Below are 17,729 nucleotides of genomic sequence, written 5' to 3'. Positions count from 1 at the left end.
CCGGCGGGCCCTCAGGCCGTTTCGGCGGCGACCTTCAAACCGAGCGCGACGAGCACGCTGCCCAGCACGGCGTCGAGGCCCCGCCGGACGCGTCCATCGCTGAAGAACCGCTTCAACGCGCCGACGACGAGGGCGAGGGCCGCGAACCACACGACGGTGCCGAGGGTCGCGATGGCGGCCAGCTCGAGCGTCTGCAGGGTGGCGCCGTCGGTGGGGAGGAACTGGGGCAGCAGGGCGAGGAAGTAGACGGCGACCTTGGGGTTGAGCAGGTTGGTGAAGAGCCCCTGCCGGAAGGCGGCGCCGGCCTTGAGGGCCGCTCGTTCGCCGGTTTCGCCGAGATCGCCGTAGTCGCCGCGGCGCACGGCGAGCCAGGCCTTCACCCCGAGGAACACGAGGTAGGCCGCCCCGACGAGCTTGACGACGCTGAAGGCGACGGCCGAGGCGGTGAGCACGGCGGCCACCCCGAAGGCGATGGCGACGACCCAGGCGAAGACCCCGAGCGAGATCCCGGCCCCGGCGGCGACCCCGGCCCGCTTGCCCCCGGCGAGCGACGACCGGGTGACGACGACGAAGTCCGGCCCGGGCGACATCGCGCCGAGGATGACGACCAGCAAGAAGGACGCGGCGGTGGCACCTGGGATCATGCGCTGAGGATATGACGTGCGGGCCACCGGTTTTCCGGCCGAACCGCCGCCGGGAAGAACCGCGCGCCTCCCGGTGTTCGATCAGGCGATGACCCGGCACACAACGCCGATCGTTCGAATTTGAACTTCCGGTAGGGTCGATCACGTGGGCGATCCCAGGGGAGAAGGCATGACGGCTGAGGTGCGGACGCGGGTGCGGATCCCGCTGCGGCTGCACGGCGGCGTCGAGGTCGATGCCGAGGCCGTCACCTTCCGGGGACTCGACGACGGCGGTGAGCACCTCGCCCTCGTCCTCGGTACCCCCGGGGACGTGCCGCTGGTGCGGCCGCACTCCGAATGCCTCACCGGGGACGTCTTCGGGTCCGCGCGCTGCGATTGCGGGCCTCAGCTGGCCGAAGCCGTCGAACGGATCTCGGAAGCCGGCGGTTACCTGCTCTACCTGCGGCAGGAAGGCCGGGGGATCGGCCTCTACAACAAGCTCGACGCGTACGCGCTGCAAGACCAGGGCCTCGACACCTACGCCGCCAACGCCGCGCTCGGCCTGCCCGAAGACGCCCGTGACTACACCGTCGCCGCGCAGATGCTCGAAGCTTTGGGTGTCGCGAAAGTGGACCTGTTGTCGAACAACCCCGACAAGGTCGCGCAGCTCGAAACGGCCGGGATCGGCGTGCGCGAGCAGGTTCCGACCGGGGTCTTCGCCACCGAGAACAACGTCCGGTACCTCCGCGCGAAAGCCGAGCAGACCGGGCACACGCTGCCCGGATTGGCCAGCTAAGCCAGCCGCTGGGCCGCCGCGGCCGCCGGGCTCGTGGTGAGCTTCTCCAGCAGTCCGATGAGGACCGTCTGCTCCGACGGCGTCAGCGACGCCGCCCACGCCTGCTCGCGCGCGTTGTGCGCCTGGTAGGCGTCCGTCACCGCCGTGTGCCCCGCTTCGGTCAAGGCCAGCCGGACCGCGCGGCGATCGCTCGGGACCTGGGTGCGCGTCACCAGCCCGTCCCGCTCCAGCGTCTTGACCAGCGCCGACACCGCAGCGCGGCTCATCCCGGCCAGGCGCGCCGCGTGGCGGGACTCCAGCGGGCCGGCCAGCCACAGCACGAACAGCACCCGGAACCCGCCCCAGCTCAGGCCGCGCGGCCGGTGGACCGTCGACTCCCAGTCGTAGACCAGCGCACCCGCCAGCCGGTGCAGCGTGAGGCCGAGGCGCATCGCGACGGGGTCGGTGTCCGGCAGCTCCGCCTTCGTCTTCCCGATCGCGTAGTCGACGAACGAGAGGTAATCCAGGTCTTCGGCCGGTCGGTCGGTCATGCGGCCCAGGTTAGGTGAAAGGGTTCCGCGCTCCGGTGCGGCGGGCTACTGTGACCGGCGAGATAGTCAAACCTTTGACGATCAAAGGAGCGCTCGCCGTGACGAAGAAAGCCTTCGCCTCTTCGGCCGACCTGGCGGAGAAAGCGCAAACCCTGGAAGTCCTCGCGGACGGCGTCTACGCGTTGACCGCCGAGGGCGACCCGAACATCGGCGCGATCGAGGGCGAGGACTTCCTCGTCTGCTTCGAGGCGCTGGCCACCCCCGTCGCGGCTCGCGAGTGGCTCGCGAAACTGCGGGAGCACACCGACAAACCGGTGCGCTACCTGGTGTTGAGCCACTACCACGCGGTGCGCGTGCTGGGCGCGTCGGCGTTCGACGCCGACGTGATCGTCGCGCACGAGAACACCCGGGCTCTGGTCGCCGAGCGGGGCAAAGAAGACTGGGCGAGCGAGTTCGGCCGGATGCCGCGGCTGGCGAAGGGCGCCGACTCGGTGCCGGGCCTGACCTGGCCGACGCTGACCTTCTCCGACCGGCTCACCCTCGACCTCGGCGGGGACCGCGGCGACCTGGTCCTGCAGTACTGCGGCCGCGGCCACACCGAAGGCGACATCGTGGCCTGGCTTCCGCGCCAGCGGATCCTCTACGCCGGCGACCTCGTGGAAGCCGAAGCCGCGCTGTACACCGGCGACGCGTTCCACCGCGACTGGGCGTCGTCCACTTTGGACCGCGTCGGTGCTTTCGGGGCCGAGACGCTGATCGGCGGCCGCGGCGGCGTGAGCCGTGGCCGCGAAGCCGTCGAGGCCGCGATCGCCCAAACCCGGCACTTCCTGGACACGATGATCCGCGAGGTCGGCGCGGCCCGCGACGCCGGCGGCACGCTGAAGGACGCCTTCGAGCGCACCCACGCGGCCCTCGTCGGCCAGTACGGCCAGTGGCCGATCTTCGAGCACTGCCTGCCGTTCGACGTCTCGAGGTTGTGGGACGAACTCGGCGGCGTCGAGCGGCCGGTGGTGTGGACGGCCGAACGCGACCGCGAAGTCTGGGACCAGCTCCAAGGATGAGCGTCGCCGTCCTGGGCAGCGGCCCGGTCGGCCAGACGGCCGCGCTGCTGCTGGCGCGCTGGGGCGTACCCGTGGTGCTCCTCGACGAGCACGAGGTGCGCGACCCCGTGGGGTCCAAGGCCATCTGCCAGCAACGGGACACGCTCGACGTCTGGGCGTCGCTCGGCGCCGGCTGCCTCGCCGAGGAAGGCCTCACCTGGACGACCGCGCGGACGTTCCACCGCGACGCCGAGCTGTTCTCGCTGAACCTGCCCGACGGCGGTTCGGCCCTGCCGCCGTTCGTCAACCTCTCGCAGGCCCGCGTCGAGGAGGTCCTGGACGGCTTGATCGCGCGGCAGCCGCTGATCGACGTCCGCCGCGGCCACCGCGTCACCGGCGTGACCCAGCCGGGCCGCGTCGTGGTCGAGTGCGCGACGAAGGACGGGCCACGCCGGATCGAAGCCGACTACGCGATCGCGTGCGCCGGTGCCCGGGGCGACACGGTGCGGCGGGCGCTCGGGCAGCGCCTCGACGGGGTGTCCTTCCGGGACCTGTTCCTGATCTGCGACATCCGCGCCGACCTGCCGGGCTGGGCGGCCGAGCGCCGGTTCCACTTCGACCCGCCGTGGAACCCGGGCCGCCAGGTGCTCATCCACCCGTGCCCGGGCTCGCAGTTCCGCATCGACTGGCAGGTCCCGGAGAACTACGACCTCGCGGCCGAGGAGTCGGGCGGCGCGCTGGACGCGCGGATCCGGGCGATCATCGGGCCGGTGCCGTACGAGGTCGTCTGGCGCTCGGTGTACCGGTTCCACACCCGCCTGGTCGAGCGGATGCGCGTCGGGCGGGTCCTGCTCGCGGGGGACTGCGCACACCTGGTCGCGCCGTTCGGGGCGCGCGGACTCAACTCCGGCGTCGCCGACGCCGAGAACGCGGCGTGGAAGCTCGCGTGGGCGCTGCGCGGCCACGCGGGCGACGAGCTGCTGGAGAGCTACCACGCCGAGCGGCACGCGGCGGCGGTGGAAAACGCGGCCGTCACCACGGCCACGATGGACTTCCTGGTACCCCAGGACGCCGAGCGGCACCGGCGCCGCTCGGACGTCCTCGCCCGCGCGGCGCACGACCCGGCCGCGTGCGAGCAGGTCGACTCGGGCCGGCTGGCCGAACCGTTCTGGTACGCGGATTCGCCGTTGACCACGCCCGATCCGCGGCGCCCGTTCGCCGGCCGGCCGCCGCGCGGGGCGGTGCCGCCGCCCGGCCCCGGGATCCTGCTCCCCGACGTGACCGTCCCGGGTGGACGGTTGCGCGACCTGGCCCGCGAAGGCTTCCTGCTCCTTACGACGCCAGGCGTGGACCCCGCGGGGATGCGCTCGGCGGAGATTCCGGTGGGCGGAGCGCTCGGCGCGCGTCCGGGCGAAGCCTGGCTGGTCCGCCCGGACGCGTACGTCGCCGCTGTGCTGGACCGTCCCGCGCCGGACGACGTGACTGCCGCCGTCCGGCGCGCGACGAGCTTTCCTCAGGGGTAGTTGTTCAGCGGGCTCACCTGGTGGGCCGTGTTGGCCGGGTCACCCGTGTCGTTGATGACGTGGGCGATCGTGCCCACGCCGCCGAGCGACACCGAGACCAGGTTGTGGAACCGGACCCCGCCGTTGTTCGGCACTTCGAAGGAGTGACCGGCCACAATGGACGGATTGGTCTGGAAGAAGCAGTAGCTGCCCAGGCCCCACCCTTCGTGGCTGGTCACCGAGTCGGCGACTTTGTACGCCGCCCAGCCCTGCCGGCCGCCGCCACTGGACCACGAGCCCTGGTCCGGCGGGTCGTACGGCATCTCGTTCTGGAAGAAGTACGTCCGCCCGCCGTTGCCGTTCCACAGCACCTCGTACTGCTGGTAGTGCTCGACGAACAGGCCGTACATCGTCACGTTCGCGCCGTTGACCACCAGGCCGTTCGCCGCGGTGTTGACGTTCCAGCCGACGCCGTTCGAGTGGTCGCCGCGCCACAGCCACATGTGGTCGCCGATGACGTTGTTCGAGTTGACCACCAGCGTCTGCGTGGCCTTCCCGACGGCCGCACCGCCGATCCGGAAGAACACGTCGTGCAGCGACGTCGGGTCGGCCGCGTGGTTGGCGTTCGACCCCGGCTGCCCGACCTGCACCAGCACCGGCGAGTTGACCGCGCCCGCGTCGATCAGCAGTCCGGCGATCTTGACGCCGTCCACATCGGACGTCGTGATCGCCGCGGTGCCGTTGGTGGGCTGCAGCGTCGCCAGCCCGAGGCCGAGCACCACGGTGTCCGGGCGCGTGACGTTCAGCGCCTGGTCGAGGTGGTACACGCCCGGCGTGACCAGCAGGTTCTTGCCCGCGGCCAGTGCGGCGTTGAGCGTCGCGGCCGAGTCGGACGGCTTGGCGACGTAGAACTCGCTGAGCGAGATCGACTGCCCGGCCGGGGCGCCGTGGCCCCAGCTGGTGCCCTGCGAGTTCTGCCGCAGCGCCGGGACGAACACGTTGTAGCTGCCCGAACCGTCGACGTAGAGGAACGGCTTCTCGCGGATCACGGGCGTCTGGCCGACGACCGTCTCCGGCGGGTTCGGGAACGACGCCGGCGGGGTGCCGGTCGAGCCGACGAACACCATGTTCCACACGCCGCCCTGCCAGCCGCCGAGCTCGCTGTTGCGGGTGAGGAACTGCTGCTGCGAACCGGAAACGGCGACACCGTCGATCTTGCTGTCGGCGATCAGGCCACCGCTGGCCCAGCCGTCACCACCGTTCCACAGCTGGATCTGGCTGCCCTTGAGGTGCATCCGGCGGTAGGGCGCGGCCTGCGCGACGGCCCAGCGTTCGACCTGGCCCGCCGGCAAGGTCACCGAGAGGTTCTCGGCGGAGCGCCAGAAGTTCTGCGTCGCGTTGCCCTTGTTGGCCGGGTTGTCGCCCTGCTGCAGCCAGTCCGCCTCGACGCGGACGTGGCCGTTGAGGTTGACGTCGTCGGGGGACAGCCCGAGGCCCGCGACCTGCTCGTAGAAGCCGAGGTTGACGTCGGCGTCATAGGTGCCGGGCTTGAACAGCACGGCGTAGCGCTCGGAGCCGAACTGGTTGGTGTGCTGCTGGTTCGCCAGCTGCGTCAGCCGGTTCTGGATCGTCGCGGCCGGGGTCGACGGGTCGAACACCGACACGTTCGGCCCGAGGTCCGGGTTGCGCGGGTCGGTCGGCGGGATGGTCGTCCCGCCGCCGGTGCCGTGCACGGCGACCTCCCAGAGGGAGTAGCCGTAGCCGGTGGCCCGCTGGGTGCCGTAGACCCGCAGGTAGCGGGCCGTGCCGGTGACGGGCACGGTCTGCGTGCCGCCGGTGCCGGTGGTGGTCGTGTACGCGTCGGTCCAGCTCGTGCCGTTGCTCGAGAGCTGCACGGAGAACGCTTTCCCGTACGCGGCTTCCCAGGTGAGGACCACGTCGCAGAGCTGCTGCGCGGAACCCAGGTCGACCTGCAGCCACTGCGGGTCGCTGAACGCGCTGGCCCAGCGCGTGCCGGTGTTGCCGTCGACGGCGGCGGACGCGGGCGTCCCGCCGTTTTCGGTCGACGACGCGGTCGCGGTGCGGCCCTGCGCGAGGTTGGTGGATCCGCACGCGGCGGCCTGGGCCGGTGCGGAACCCACGACCGCGGCGGTCGTCACCGCGGTGACGAGGGTGGTCGCGAGCACGAGGAGGCGGTGAACCGGGGAGAACGTCGTTGATCTCATCTGCCTGCCTGATCGGGGGGAGGACGTCCGGAAGGGGCCGCGCGGCGGTGCCGGGCGGCGGCGGACCGGGCGAGCCCCACAGCTCGCGCCGGCGTCGGGTGGTGCGGCGGGTTCGCGTCCGCGGCCCCCGCCCGGCACCGTGAGCCGGTGGAGCGGTGCCGAGTGGGTGCGACGGCGCGAACCGGTCAGCCCGAAGACGTGCGTTTCGCGGCGGAACCATCCCGGGTGGCGGTCACGGAACCGGTTCCGACCGGCGGCTCGAAGTTAACAGCGCGCGTGTCGGCGTAGTCAAGGCTCCGGCCCGGATTCGTTCTCCCGGACCAGTCCTGCCGGTGGTCCGCGACCGTCCGGCGCAGCGTCGTTGACATTTTACGACTCTTTATTTATATCCTGAAGTAAGAGCGTGCCGAGGAGCGGGACCCACACCCGCGCCGAGGACCACGTGAGCCGATCCGCGCCGGGGCAAAGCCGTCCCGGCGCCGGTTCGCCGTGGAGGTGCCCATGCAACGCCGCATGCCGAGGACCGGTGTTCTCGCCGTCCTCGCCCTGACCCTGGCCGCCCTGCTCACCGCACCGGTGGCCCAGGCCGCGCCCACCCTGCTCTCCCAAGGCCGTCCGGTGACGGCGTCCTCGACCGAAAACGGTGGAACACCCGCGTCCGCCGCGGTCGACGGCGACCCCGGCACCCGCTGGTCCAGCGCGTTCAGCGACCCGCAGACGCTGCAGGTCGACCTCGGCTCCAGCCAGCAGCTGTCGCAGGTCGTGCTGAACTGGGAAGCCGCCTACGCCAAGGCCTTCACGATCCAGGCGTCCGCCGACGGCACGACCTGGACGTCGCTGTACTCGACGACCACCGCCACCGGTGGCACGCAGACGCTGAACGTGACCGGCAGCGGCCGGTACGTCCGGCTGACCGGCACCCAGCGCGCCACGCAGTACGGCTACTCGCTGTGGGAGTTCCAGGTCTACGGCGGAGGCGGCACGACCCAGCCCGGGGACGTCCTGCTGTCCTACGGCAAGCCGGGCACGGCCTCGTCGTACCAGGACGACGGCAACTGCCCCGGCTGCCTGCCGGCGAAGGCGTTCGACCACGACCCGGCCACGCGCTGGGCGACCAGCGCGACCACCGGCTGGGTCGACCCGGGCTGGATCCAGGTCGACCTCGGCGCGGTCGCGGCCGTGCACCAGGTCGTCCTGCAGTGGGACCCGGCCTACGCGGTCGCGTACCAGCTCCAGGTGTCGAACGACGGCGCGAACTGGACATCGCTCTACTCGACCACCACCGGCAAGGGCTTCAAGGAGACGCTGACCGTCAACGGCAGCGGCCGGTACGTCCGGATGTACGGCACCGCGCGTTCGAACGGCTACGGCTACTCGCTGTGGGGCTTCGACGTCTACGGCACCGGCGGCAACCCGACGACTCCGCCACCCGCGCCGCCGGCCCCGCACTTCCCGGGCACGCTGGTCTGGAGCGACGAGTTCAACGGCGCCTCGGGCGCCGGCCCGGACGCGAGCAAGTGGACCGCCGAGACCGGCCCGGGCGTGAACAACGAGCTCGAGTACTACACGAACAACAACAACGCCAAGCAGGACGGCCGCGGCAACCTCGTCATCCAGCTCCGCCGCGAAGCCACCCCGGGCAGCGCCTGCCCGCCGGACCCGATCAGCGGCAGCACGACGTGCCAGTACACCTCGGGCCGGATCAACACCGCGGGCAAGTTCAGCTTCACCTACGGCCACGTCGAGGCGAACATCAAGGTGTCCGGCACGCAGGGGCTGTGGCCCGCGTTCTGGCTGCTGGGCGCGAACTTCTTCAGCGGCACGCCGTGGCCGAACTGCGGTGAGATCGACATCATGGAGCACGTCGGGAAGTCGCCGAACCTGGCCTACTCGACCATTCACGCCCCGGCCTACAACGGCGCCGGCGGCATCGGCGCGCCCCTGGACCTCGGCCAGGACGTCTCCGCCGGCTTCCACAAGTTCGGTCTCGACTGGGACGCGTCGCACATGACCTTTTCCGTGGACGGCAACGCGTTCGAGACGATCAACCGCGACACCGTCGAGAGCACGCGCGGGCCGTGGGTCTACGACCACCCGTTCTTCCTGATCCTCAACAACGCCATCGGCGGCGACTTCCCCGGTCCGCCGGGAGCGGGGACCGTGCTCCCGCAGGACATGGTCGTCGACTACGTGCGGGTCTACCAGTAAGGGCCGGGTCCCGGACCTCGCGCACGGGACCGGGTCGTGGACGGCGAACGCGGGCCAGTACCGCGTCTACCTCGGCGATTCCTCGTGCAACGTCCCGCTTTCGGCGGCGCTGACCGTCTCCTGAGTCGACTCCCGGATCACCAGGGAGGTCGGGACGATCAGCGGCTCGTCCGGCTGGGGTGCCCCACCCAGCTGGGCGAGCAGCTGCCGGGCCGCCGTCTCGCCCATCTGCCGCAGGGGCTGGCGGATCGTCGTCAACGCGGGCTGGGTGTGCGCGGCCAGGGGGATGTCGTCGAAACCGACCACGGCGACGTCCGCCGGCACCGCCCGCCCGGCCTTCCGCAGCCCGGCCAGCACCCCGGCCGCGGTGAGGTCGTTGTGCGCGAAGACGGCGTCGAACCGCGGGCCGGTGGCGAGGAGCTGCAGGATCGCCGCCTCGCCGCTTTCACTCGTGAAATCGCCTTCGATGACCAGATTCGGGTCCAGGGCGAGCCCGGCTTCGCGGATCACGTCGCGGAAGCCGTTGAGCCGGTCGGTCGTGCAGCCGAAGTCGCGCGGACCGGTCACGGTGGCGAGCCGCGTGCGGCCGGTTTCGAGCAGGTGCCGGGCCGCGGCCGCGCCACCCTGCCGGTTGTCGGTGCCCACCGACGGGAACGCGGGCCGGCGCCCGCGGTCGTCGATCACCACCACCGGCAGCCCGGAGTCGTGCAGCACGCGCAGGTGCCGCACGGCGTCGGGCGGTTCGACGAGCAGCAGCCCGTCGAACGCCTTCGCCGACACCTGCCGGGAGAACTCCCCGAGGGAGTCCGCGCCGCGGTTGGCCGTGGACAGCAGCAGCCCGTAGCCCTTGGCCTCCACGACGTCGGCGACGCCTTGGAGCACCTCGCCCATCCACGGCCAGGTCAGCCCGGGCACCAGCATCCCGACCGTGCGGGTCACGCCCCGCGCGAGCCCGACCGCGCCGGCGCTCGGGATGTACCCGGTCGCCGCGATCACCTCGCGCACCCGGATCGCGGTCGCCGCGTCCACATCGGCCTTGTTGTTGAGCACCCTCGACACGGTCGTCTTGCTCACCCGGGCGCGGCGGGCGACCTCGGCGATCGTGACGCGCATCCGTCCTCCCGGGCAGGCGTGACCTGTGGTGCCAAGGTACTCGCCCCGGGGCCCGCCGCGAGCGGTGCGAGATCGATCAAGTGCGGACGGAAATCCGCACGAGGCTCGCGTCGCCGTCCCGCCAGCCCGTCCGGACCGCCACGTAGCGGGCCGGGCCGGTGCCCGCCGTCCGGTACGTGACGCCGTCGGTGCTGGTTTCGATGCTCGCCGACGGCCGACGGCCGGGTGTCCAGGCCAGTTCGACCGCGGAAACCGCCGCCACCGCCCCGAGATCGACGACCAGCCGGCCGTTCGGGCCGGGCCGCCACGCCGTCGCCGGGTCGTCGTCGACGGCCGCCGCGGGGCTCGACATCCCGGGCGGCAGGGGTGCCGCGGGGAAGGTGGTCCGGCCGAGGGCGAGGTCGGCCAGGGGGTACGGGCGGACGTCACCGAACACGACCGGGACGCTCCGGCGCGGCGGCAGCACCACCGGCCGCGGCCGGCCGCCCTCCGGCGTCACCGTGACGACCACCGGGAGGGACCCCGGTGCGGTGAGGTCGACCCGGCTCGCGTCGCGCACGACCGCCTTGAGCCCGGCCGGGCCCCGGACGGTGAACCGCGGCGGTTCGATGCGGCCTTCCGCCGCGGCCAGGGCGTAGGACACTTCGGTGCCGGTCCGGGTGACGGTCTGCTCGCCGCGGTACAGCCGGTACGCGCCGCCGTCCTGGGGGAGGGTCGCCGTGCCGCTCGCCGCGGCGCCGGAAAGGTTGACCAGCACGAGGAAGCCGTCGGTGACGGTCGCGCGGACCGCCGGCGTGCCGGTGGTGGTGCGGGGGCGCCCGGCGAGCTTCGGCGCGTTCGCCGGGTCCGGGTACAGCTCCGCGACCAGGGGTGCGGCGGGGCCGTCGGAGAGGGTGACGCGGTCGCCGGTGACCGTCACCGGGTTCGGGCCGTCGACGACGATCCCGGCCCGGCCGTCGACGTCCAGCCAGCCCTTCGTGCTGCGCAGCGCGGGCACCGGGTAGGTCGCCACGGCCGTCCAGGTCGCGCCGTCGGGCGAGGTCTCGACGCGGTACTTGCGCCCGGCGGCCGCTTCCCAGCTCAGCCGGACCCGGTCGATGACCCGCGGGGTGCCGAGGTCGATCGCGAGCCAGCTGTCCGCCCGTGGCCGGTCCGATGTGGACACTGCCCAGCGCGTGGCGGGGTTGCCGTCGTTCGCGTACCTGGCTTCTTTGCCGGAGCTTGCCGAGGACGCCGACGCGGTGCCCGCTCGCGCGAGGTCCGGGCCGTCGCCGTCGCGGACTTCCAGGGCCCAGAGGGAATAGCCGTACGTCGGGTCCGGCTGGACGCCGAGCATCCGGACGTACCGGGCGGTGACCGAGGCGAAGGTCAGGTCGTCGGTGCGGGCCCCGGTCGGTGCGGCCTGCGCTTTGAGCGTGACCTTGCCTTCGGCGGCGGTGTAGGTGCGGTCGCCGTCGAGGCCCGGGACGCCCGGCATGGTGAGGTTGTAGACGTTCAGGACGCCTTCGCTCTCGGCGACGCCGGTGCTGGCGTACACGGCGGCCCCGGTGGGAAGGGTGGCGAGCGCGGCGTACCCGGCGTCGAAGCGCAGGACGCCGATCGTGCCGTCGAAGCCGTCGCGAACCTTCTCGTAGGTCGTGGCGTGGCGTTCCCTGACCGCGACGTTCGTGGCGGGGAGCAGCATCGGGTTGGCGCCGCCGAGCACGAACAGCCAGTCGTCGTGGTGCGGCTGCCAAGCGAACTTCACGAAGCCGGGCTTGGTCACCGTCGCCGCCCAGGCGGCGGGGGAGCGGTGGGCCAGCAGGCCGGGCCCGGCCCCGAAGTCGGCGACCCCGGCGGCGTGCGTGTCGAACTCGTCCTTGGTCGCCGGCGCGAGGGGGCCTTGATGCTGGGCGCGCCACTCGTGGAGCAGGTAGCTGATGGCCAGTTCGGCGCGGGCCTCCGGCTCGTACTTCGGTTCGCCGGAGAACTTCGTGATCCGGTCGGCGGGCGCGTAGGCCTGGTAGGGCTCGAGGCGCGCGGCGAGGTCGGCTTCGGCGCGGGCGGCGTGGCGGTCGCCGAGCACCTGGGCGCGGAAGGCGAGCGGGATGACGTCCCGGCCGTAGAGGTGTTCGCGGTCGGCGACCATCGGCATCAGCGGCTCGCCGGCGTCGCTGGTCATCAGCAGCATGGTGCGCCAGAGGAGCTCGCCGTTCGGCTGGGCGGTGAGGACTTCGGGCAGCGGCGTGCCGGCCGCGAGGAAGTGCATCGCGTTGCGGCCCGAGGTGCGCCACAGTTCTTCCTGGTAGTGCGGGCCGAACGAGCCGTGGTTCTCCACGAGGAAGGTGTCGTAGAGGTTCGTGGCGGTGTTGGCGGAGACGGGGACGCCGTCGACGAGCCGCGGGTTCGCCAGGTCGGCGGCCGGCAGCCCGCCTTCGTTGCGGCTCCAGGTGCCGAAGGCGTCCCGCCACGCCTGAGCCCGTGCGTCCTTCGGCGCCCACGCGAGCGCGGGGGCGAGCGACTGCGCGTAGACACCCATCTCTTCGAGCTTGGTGTCGCCGACGAAGCCGCCCTTCCGGCCGTTCGGCGTCCAGCTGCCGGACGTGGGGTCGTCCCGGTCGCCGAGGGCGGTCGTGTAGGCAGCCTGTTCGGTCGTGATGCGCTCGACGTTCGCCCTGGTGGCGTCGTCGAGGTCCGTCCACAGGAGACGGGCGGCGAGCACGAAGTACGACTGGAAGGTGGTGTCGAAGAACAGCTTCCGGCCCCATTCGGTGCCGCCGGTGAGCAGGTTCGACGCGGCGAAGTGCTCGATGGTGGCGAGGGTGTGGGCCTTGAGGGTCGCTTCGCTGACGCCGGCCGCGGTTTCGTCGTAGCCGGGGCGGGTGAGGAGGAGCGCGTTGCCGAGGACGACGGCGAAGGTGAAGTCCTTCGCGGGGTAGATCCCGGCCGCGGCGTCGAACTGCTGCTCGGCCCAGCGGGTGTGCCGGAGCAGGACGCGCAGGTAGGTGGCGGCCACCGGGTCCGGCGGTCCGCCGGGTGCCCGGCCGCTCGCCGTCCCCGCTGCCGCCGCCACCCCCGGCAGCAGTCCCGAGGCCAGGAAGGCCGCGACGCCGCCCGCGCCCAGGAGGGCTTTCCGCCGGTTCAACTCACCCATGGTCAGCTCTCCGCTCGATGACAACCTTGTCAGCGCGGATTCTGTGACGGCTTCCCGTGGCGAGGCAAGCCCGATGGCTGATCCCGTCCGCTTTCGGACAAGGTTAGGGTAATTCGTATAACGGCCTATACCACCAGGGCTCGTGGGAGCAATCTCACCGGGGCCGGGCGTCCCCGCCGTGTTGAGATGACAACGTGATCACCGACCCCGGCGTCTTCCTCCTGCTCGTCCTGGCCGGCGTGGGGGCCGGGCTGACCGGGTCCATCGCCGGGCTGGCCTCGCTCGTCTCGTACCCCGCCCTCCTCGCCGCGGGCCTCCCGCCCGTCACCGCCAACATCACCAACACCGTCGCCATGCTCGGCACCACCGCCGGAGGCGCCGCCGGCGCGCGGCCGGAGCTCGCCGGCCAACGGCGGCAGATCGTCCCGCTCTGCGTCATCACCACGGTCGGCGGCGCGTGCGGCGGGCTGATCCTGCTCCTGACCCCGTCCGACGCGTTCACCGCGATCGTCCCGTGGCTGATCGGCGGGGCCTCGATCGTCCTCATGGCCGGGCCGCGGCTGCGCCGGCTGGCGGAAGGCGCCGAGCACCACGGCCTGCGCCCGGCCACCGGCGTCGCGGCCTTCTGCATCGGCATCTACGGCGGCTACTTCGGCGCGGCCGCGGGCGTGCTCATGCTCGCGTTGCTCGTTTCGGTCTGGACCCAGCCGCTCGCCCGGACGAACGCTGCGAAGAACCTGGTCACCGGCTCGGCGAACCTGCTCGCCGCGATCGTCTTCGCCGTCACCGGCAAGGTCGTTTGGCTGGCCGCCCTCGCCGTCTGCCTCGGCTCCCTCGGCGGCGGGTGGCTGGGCGCGACGCTCGTGCGCCACCTGCCTGCGACGCCGTTGCGCATCGGGATCGGCATCGCCGGCCTCGGCTTGGCCGTGATGCTGGCGTTCTCCTGAAAAAAGGGCATGATCGGCGGGGTATCGGCGAGCAGGAGACCAGATGAGCATTGTCGGGACCCGGGTGGTCCGCCAGGAGGATCAGAACCTGATCACCGCGGGCGGCACCTACGTGGACGATCTGCGGGAGGAAGCGCTTTCCGGAGCCGCGCATGCGGTGTTCGTGCGCAGTCCTGTCGCGCACGCGCGGATCGAAAGCATCGATGTCAGCGAGGCGAAGGCGGCGCCGGGGGTGCTCGGCGTGTTCACCGCCGCCGACCTCGGCCTCGACCCGCACGACGCGGGGCCGGTGAAGGAGCCGTGGCTGGCGGGCGAGGTGGTGCGCTACGTCGGCGAGCCCGTCGCGCTCGTCCTCACGGAGGAGCGCTACCAGCTGGCCGACGCGGCCGAGCTGGTCGACATCGACTACGACCCGCTCGGCGCCGTCGCGAGCATCGACGCGGCGCTGGCGGACGAGACGCTGCTGTACCCCGAGACCGGCAGCAACGTCATGCAGGTCAACGGCACGAAGGAGTTCGACGACGGCATCTTCGCGGACTGCGACGTGGTCGTCACGACGACCATCGTCAACCAGCGCGTCGCACCCGCGCCGCTGGAAGTCCGGGGCGCGTCCTGCGCGTGGGGCGAAGACGGCAGGCTGACGGTCTGGCTTTCCACGCAGAACGCCCAGATCGCCCGCACGCAGCTGGCCATGAGCCTCGGCGTCGGCGAGGACAAGGTGCGCGTCATCGCGCCGGACGTCGGCGGCGGGTTCGGCGCGAAGATCGGCGCGGACCCCGAAGCGACCGTCCTCGGCTGGGCCGCGAAGGAGATCGGCCGGCCGGTCCGCTGGGTCGAGTCGCGCAGCGAGAACCTCACCTCGATGACGCACGGCCGCGCGCAGCAGAACACCGTGACCATCGGCGGCAAGCGCGACGGCACCGTCCTCGCGTACCGCCTCGACGTCATCCAGGACGCCGGCGCGTACCCGCGGACGTTGTTCCTGCCGACGCTGACGGAGCTCATGGCGGTCGGCGTGTACCGGTTCCCGAAGGTCGAGACGCGCAGCCGCGGGGTCGTCACGAACACGACGCCGATCGCGGCCTACCGCGGCGCGGGCCGCCCGGAGGCGACGGCCGCGCTCGAGCGGGCGATGGACCGCTTCGCCGGCGAGCTCGGCCTGGACCCGGCCGAGGTCCGCCGGGTCAACTTCATCCGGCCCGAGGAGTTCCCGTACCAGACGCCGACGGGCGCGTCCTACGACACGGGCGAGTACGCGGCGGCCCTGGACAAGGCGCTCGAAACCGCCGGCTACGCCGAACTGCGCGCCGAACAGAAGCGGCGGCGCGAGGCCGGCGACCCGATCGAGCTCGGCCTCGGGATCGCGGCCTACGTCGAGATCACCGGCGGCGACTCGGGCGGGGAGAGCGGCCGCGTCGACATCCACCCGGACGGCTCGGTCGTCGCGTGGACCGGCAGCTCGCCGCACGGCCAGGGGCTCGGCACGTCGCTGGCGATGCTGCTGTCCGACCAGCTCGGCGTGCCGCTGGAGAAGATCACCGTCCGCCACGGCGACACCGACGAGGTGCCCAAGGCCGTCGGCACGTTCGGCTCCCGGTCGCTGCAGCTGGGCGGCTCGGCGATCCGGCAGGCGGCCGACGAGGTGATCGCGCAGGCCCGAGACCTGGCCGCCGACCTGCTGGAAGCGGCGCCGGACGACCTCGAGCTGGACGCCGAGCGCGGCGTCTGGCAGGTCCGCGGCGCGCCGTCGAGCTCCGTGCTGAGCTGGGCGCAGGTGGCCTCGGCCGCCGAAGGCAAGCTCTCGGCCGACGTCTGGTTCGGCGGCGGCAAGCCGACGTTCCCGTTCGGCGCGCACCTCGCCGTGGTCGAGGTCGACACCGAGACCGGCAAGGTCGACTTGCGGCGGATCGTCGCCGTCGACGACGCCGGCCCGATCGTCAACCCGCTCACCTTCCGCGGGCAGCGCCACGGCGGGCTCGGGCAGGGCGCGGCGCAGGCGCTGATGGAAGTCGTCACCTACGACGAAGACGGCAACCCGACCACCGCGACACTGGCGGACTACTCGTTCATCACGGCCGTCGAGCTGCCGGACTTCGAGCTGGTCGACATGGCCACCCCGACCGACCGGAACCTGCTGGGCGTCAAGGGGATCGGGGAAGCGGCGACGATCGGCTCGACGCCTGCCGTGCACAACGCGGTGGTGGACGCGCTGAGCGAGCGCGGCGTCAAGCACCTGGACATGCCCACGACCCCGATCCGGGTCTGGACCGCACTGGAAGCAGCCGGCAAGGAGAACGAGCAGTGAAGGTTTCGATCGAGGTCAACGGGCGGCCGGTGGCCGAGGAGGTGCCGGACCGGACGCTGCTGGTGCACTTCCTGCGCGACACCGCCGGGCTGACCGGCACGAACATCGGCTGCGACACGACGTCCTGCGGCGCCTGCACGGTGCTGCTCGACGGCGAGTCGGTCAAGTCCTGCACGGTGCTGGCCGCGCAGGCCGACGGCCACGCCGTCACGACCGTCGAGGGGCTGTCCTCTTCGGACGGTGAGCTGCACCCCGTGCAGCGGGCGTTCCGCGAGCAGCACGGCCTGCAGTGCGGGTTCTGCACACCGGGGATGATCATGGCGTCGGTCTCGCTGCTGGCCGACAACCCGAAGCCGTCCCGCGACGAGGTGCGGGCCGGCCTCGAGGGGAACCTCTGCCGCTGCACCGGGTACCACAACATCGTGAGCGCCGTGATCGACGCTTCGGGACAGGAGGTGGGCGAGTGATCCCCGCCGAGTTCCGCTACGAGCGCGTGTCCACAGTGGACGAGGCACTGGCCCGGCTCGCGTCGCTGGGCGACGAGGCGAAGGTCCTCGCCGGCGGGCATTCCCTGCTGCCGCTGATGAAGCTGCGGCTGGCGGCGCCGGAGTACCTGATCGACATCGGGCCGGTCGACGAGCTCCGCTACGTCCGGCTCGAAGGCGACGAGGTCGTGATCGGCGCGTTGTCGCGGTACAGCGATCTCGTGCGGGATCCCGTGCTGCGGCAGCACGCGCCGCTGCTGGCCCACGTCTCCGGTGAGGTCGGCGACCGCCAGGTCCGCCACCGCGGCACGATCGGCGGTTCGCTGGTGCACGCGGACTCCGCGGCGGACCTGCCCGCGGCGGTGCTGGCGTCGGACGCGGTGCTGGTGGCGCGCGGCCCGGCGGGGGAGCGGCGGATCCCGGCGGCGGAGTTCTTCCTCGGCCCGTTCACGACGCCGCTGGAGCCGGACGAGCTGCTGACGGAGATCCGCCTGTCGGCGCAGACCGGCCAGGACTGGGCGTTCCAGAAGTTCACCCGCCGCGCGATCGACTGGGCGATGGTGGGGGTGGCCGTCGCCGGCGGCCGCGTCGGCCTGGTGAACATGGGCGGAGTCCCGCTGCGGGCGTCGGCGACCGAAGCGGCACTGGCCGCGGGGGCGTCTGCTGCCGACGCGGCCGAGTTGGCGGCCGAGGGGACATCCCCACCGGACGAGCCCCACGCGACGGCCGAGTACCGCCGTCATTTGGCGCGGGTCCTCACCCGGCGGGCGCTGACCCGCTGAGCCCTTGTCGCGATCACCGGCGCCCGTGGTGGCGCCGGTG

At 72.3% G+C, this 17,729-nt stretch carries 13 protein-coding genes; 8 read left to right on the top strand and 5 right to left on the bottom strand.

All coding sequences use genetic code 11. The annotated features are described in order from the left end of the window. Positions 1-11: 11 nt before the first annotated feature. Positions 12-644, bottom strand: coding sequence for a LysE family translocator (locus AB0M83_RS39820; RefSeq protein WP_364525564.1), 633 nt, complete (start codon positions 642-644; stop codon positions 12-14). Between the two features lie 169 nt (positions 645-813). Between AB0M83_RS39820 and ribA the strand changes: the two genes are divergently transcribed. Continuing rightward, positions 814-1,419, top strand: a complete 606-nt coding sequence (ribA, locus tag AB0M83_RS39815; RefSeq protein WP_364525562.1) for a GTP cyclohydrolase II — start codon at positions 814-816, stop codon at positions 1,417-1,419. On the opposite strand, the gene AB0M83_RS39810 is transcribed toward ribA, so the two are convergent. Next, positions 1,416-1,949 carry a MarR family transcriptional regulator gene (locus tag AB0M83_RS39810; protein ID WP_364525560.1) on the bottom strand — a complete coding sequence of 178 codons (534 nt, stop codon included), beginning with the start codon at positions 1,947-1,949 and terminating at the stop codon, positions 1,416-1,418. The genes ribA and AB0M83_RS39810 overlap by 4 nt on opposite strands. A gap of 98 nt (positions 1,950-2,047) precedes the next feature. Here AB0M83_RS39810 and AB0M83_RS39805 point away from each other — a divergent pair, with 98 nt between their 5' ends. Together AB0M83_RS39805 and AB0M83_RS39800 are read left to right on the top strand one after the other, a co-directional pair. Next, on the top strand, positions 2,048-3,010 hold the full coding sequence (locus tag AB0M83_RS39805; protein ID WP_364525558.1) for an MBL fold metallo-hydrolase: 963 nt from the start codon (positions 2,048-2,050) through the stop codon (positions 3,008-3,010). Beyond that, a complete protein-coding gene (locus tag AB0M83_RS39800) occupies positions 3,007-4,512 on the top strand; it encodes an FAD-dependent monooxygenase (protein ID WP_364525556.1) in 1,506 nt (501 codons plus the stop codon). The genes AB0M83_RS39805 and AB0M83_RS39800 overlap by 4 nt, the downstream gene beginning before the upstream one ends. Here AB0M83_RS39800 and AB0M83_RS39795 read toward each other — a convergent pair. Beyond that, positions 4,503-6,716: a discoidin domain-containing protein gene (locus AB0M83_RS39795; protein ID WP_364525554.1), complete on the bottom strand. Its 2,214-nt coding sequence runs from the start codon at positions 6,714-6,716 to the stop codon at positions 4,503-4,505. The two genes, AB0M83_RS39800 and AB0M83_RS39795, sit on opposite strands and share 10 nt — an antisense overlap. Positions 6,717-7,217: 501 nt before the next feature. Here AB0M83_RS39795 and AB0M83_RS39790 point away from each other — a divergent pair. Beyond that, positions 7,218-8,924 (top strand): discoidin domain-containing protein, encoded by a 1,707-nt coding sequence (locus tag AB0M83_RS39790; RefSeq protein WP_364525552.1) that lies wholly within the window; start codon positions 7,218-7,220, stop codon positions 8,922-8,924. Positions 8,925-8,990: 66 nt separating this feature from the next. Here AB0M83_RS39790 and AB0M83_RS39785 read toward each other — a convergent pair whose 3' ends face one another. Continuing rightward, on the bottom strand, positions 8,991-10,037 hold the full coding sequence (locus tag AB0M83_RS39785; RefSeq protein ID WP_364525550.1) for a LacI family DNA-binding transcriptional regulator: 1,047 nt from the start codon (positions 10,035-10,037) through the stop codon (positions 8,991-8,993). 76 nt (positions 10,038-10,113) lie between these two features. Continuing rightward, positions 10,114-13,170 (bottom strand): discoidin domain-containing protein, encoded by a 3,057-nt coding sequence (locus tag AB0M83_RS39780; protein WP_364525548.1) that lies wholly within the window; start codon positions 13,168-13,170, stop codon positions 10,114-10,116. A 194-nt stretch (positions 13,171-13,364) separates the two neighbouring features. Here AB0M83_RS39780 and AB0M83_RS39775 point away from each other — a divergent pair, with 194 nt between their 5' ends. The 4 genes from AB0M83_RS39775 to AB0M83_RS39760 are packed head-to-tail and all read left to right on the top strand — an operon-like array spanning position 13,365 to position 17,689. Continuing rightward, positions 13,365-14,117, top strand: a complete 753-nt coding sequence (locus AB0M83_RS39775; RefSeq protein ID WP_364525546.1) for a sulfite exporter TauE/SafE family protein — start codon at positions 13,365-13,367, stop codon at positions 14,115-14,117. A gap of 43 nt (positions 14,118-14,160) precedes the next feature. After that, on the top strand, positions 14,161-16,422 hold the full coding sequence (locus tag AB0M83_RS39770) for a xanthine dehydrogenase family protein molybdopterin-binding subunit (RefSeq protein ID WP_364525544.1): 2,262 nt from the start codon (positions 14,161-14,163) through the stop codon (positions 16,420-16,422). Then, complete coding sequence (locus tag AB0M83_RS39765) at positions 16,419-16,889, top strand: (2Fe-2S)-binding protein (RefSeq protein ID WP_364525542.1); 471 nt, start codon at positions 16,419-16,421, stop codon at positions 16,887-16,889. The genes AB0M83_RS39770 and AB0M83_RS39765 overlap by 4 nt, the downstream gene beginning before the upstream one ends. Continuing rightward, positions 16,886-17,689 carry a xanthine dehydrogenase family protein subunit M gene (locus AB0M83_RS39760; protein WP_364525540.1) on the top strand — a complete coding sequence of 268 codons (804 nt, stop codon included), beginning with the start codon at positions 16,886-16,888 and terminating at the stop codon, positions 17,687-17,689. The genes AB0M83_RS39765 and AB0M83_RS39760 overlap by 4 nt, the downstream gene beginning before the upstream one ends. The last annotated feature ends 40 nt before the right edge of the window (positions 17,690-17,729 follow it).

Origin of the sequence: Amycolatopsis sp. NPDC051106 (genome assembly GCF_040682775.1) — a bacterium.
GTDB lineage: Bacteria > Actinomycetota > Actinomycetes > Mycobacteriales > Pseudonocardiaceae > Amycolatopsis.
Note: the sequence above shows the minus strand (reverse complement) of the source record. Positions and strands in the feature narration are given on the sequence as shown.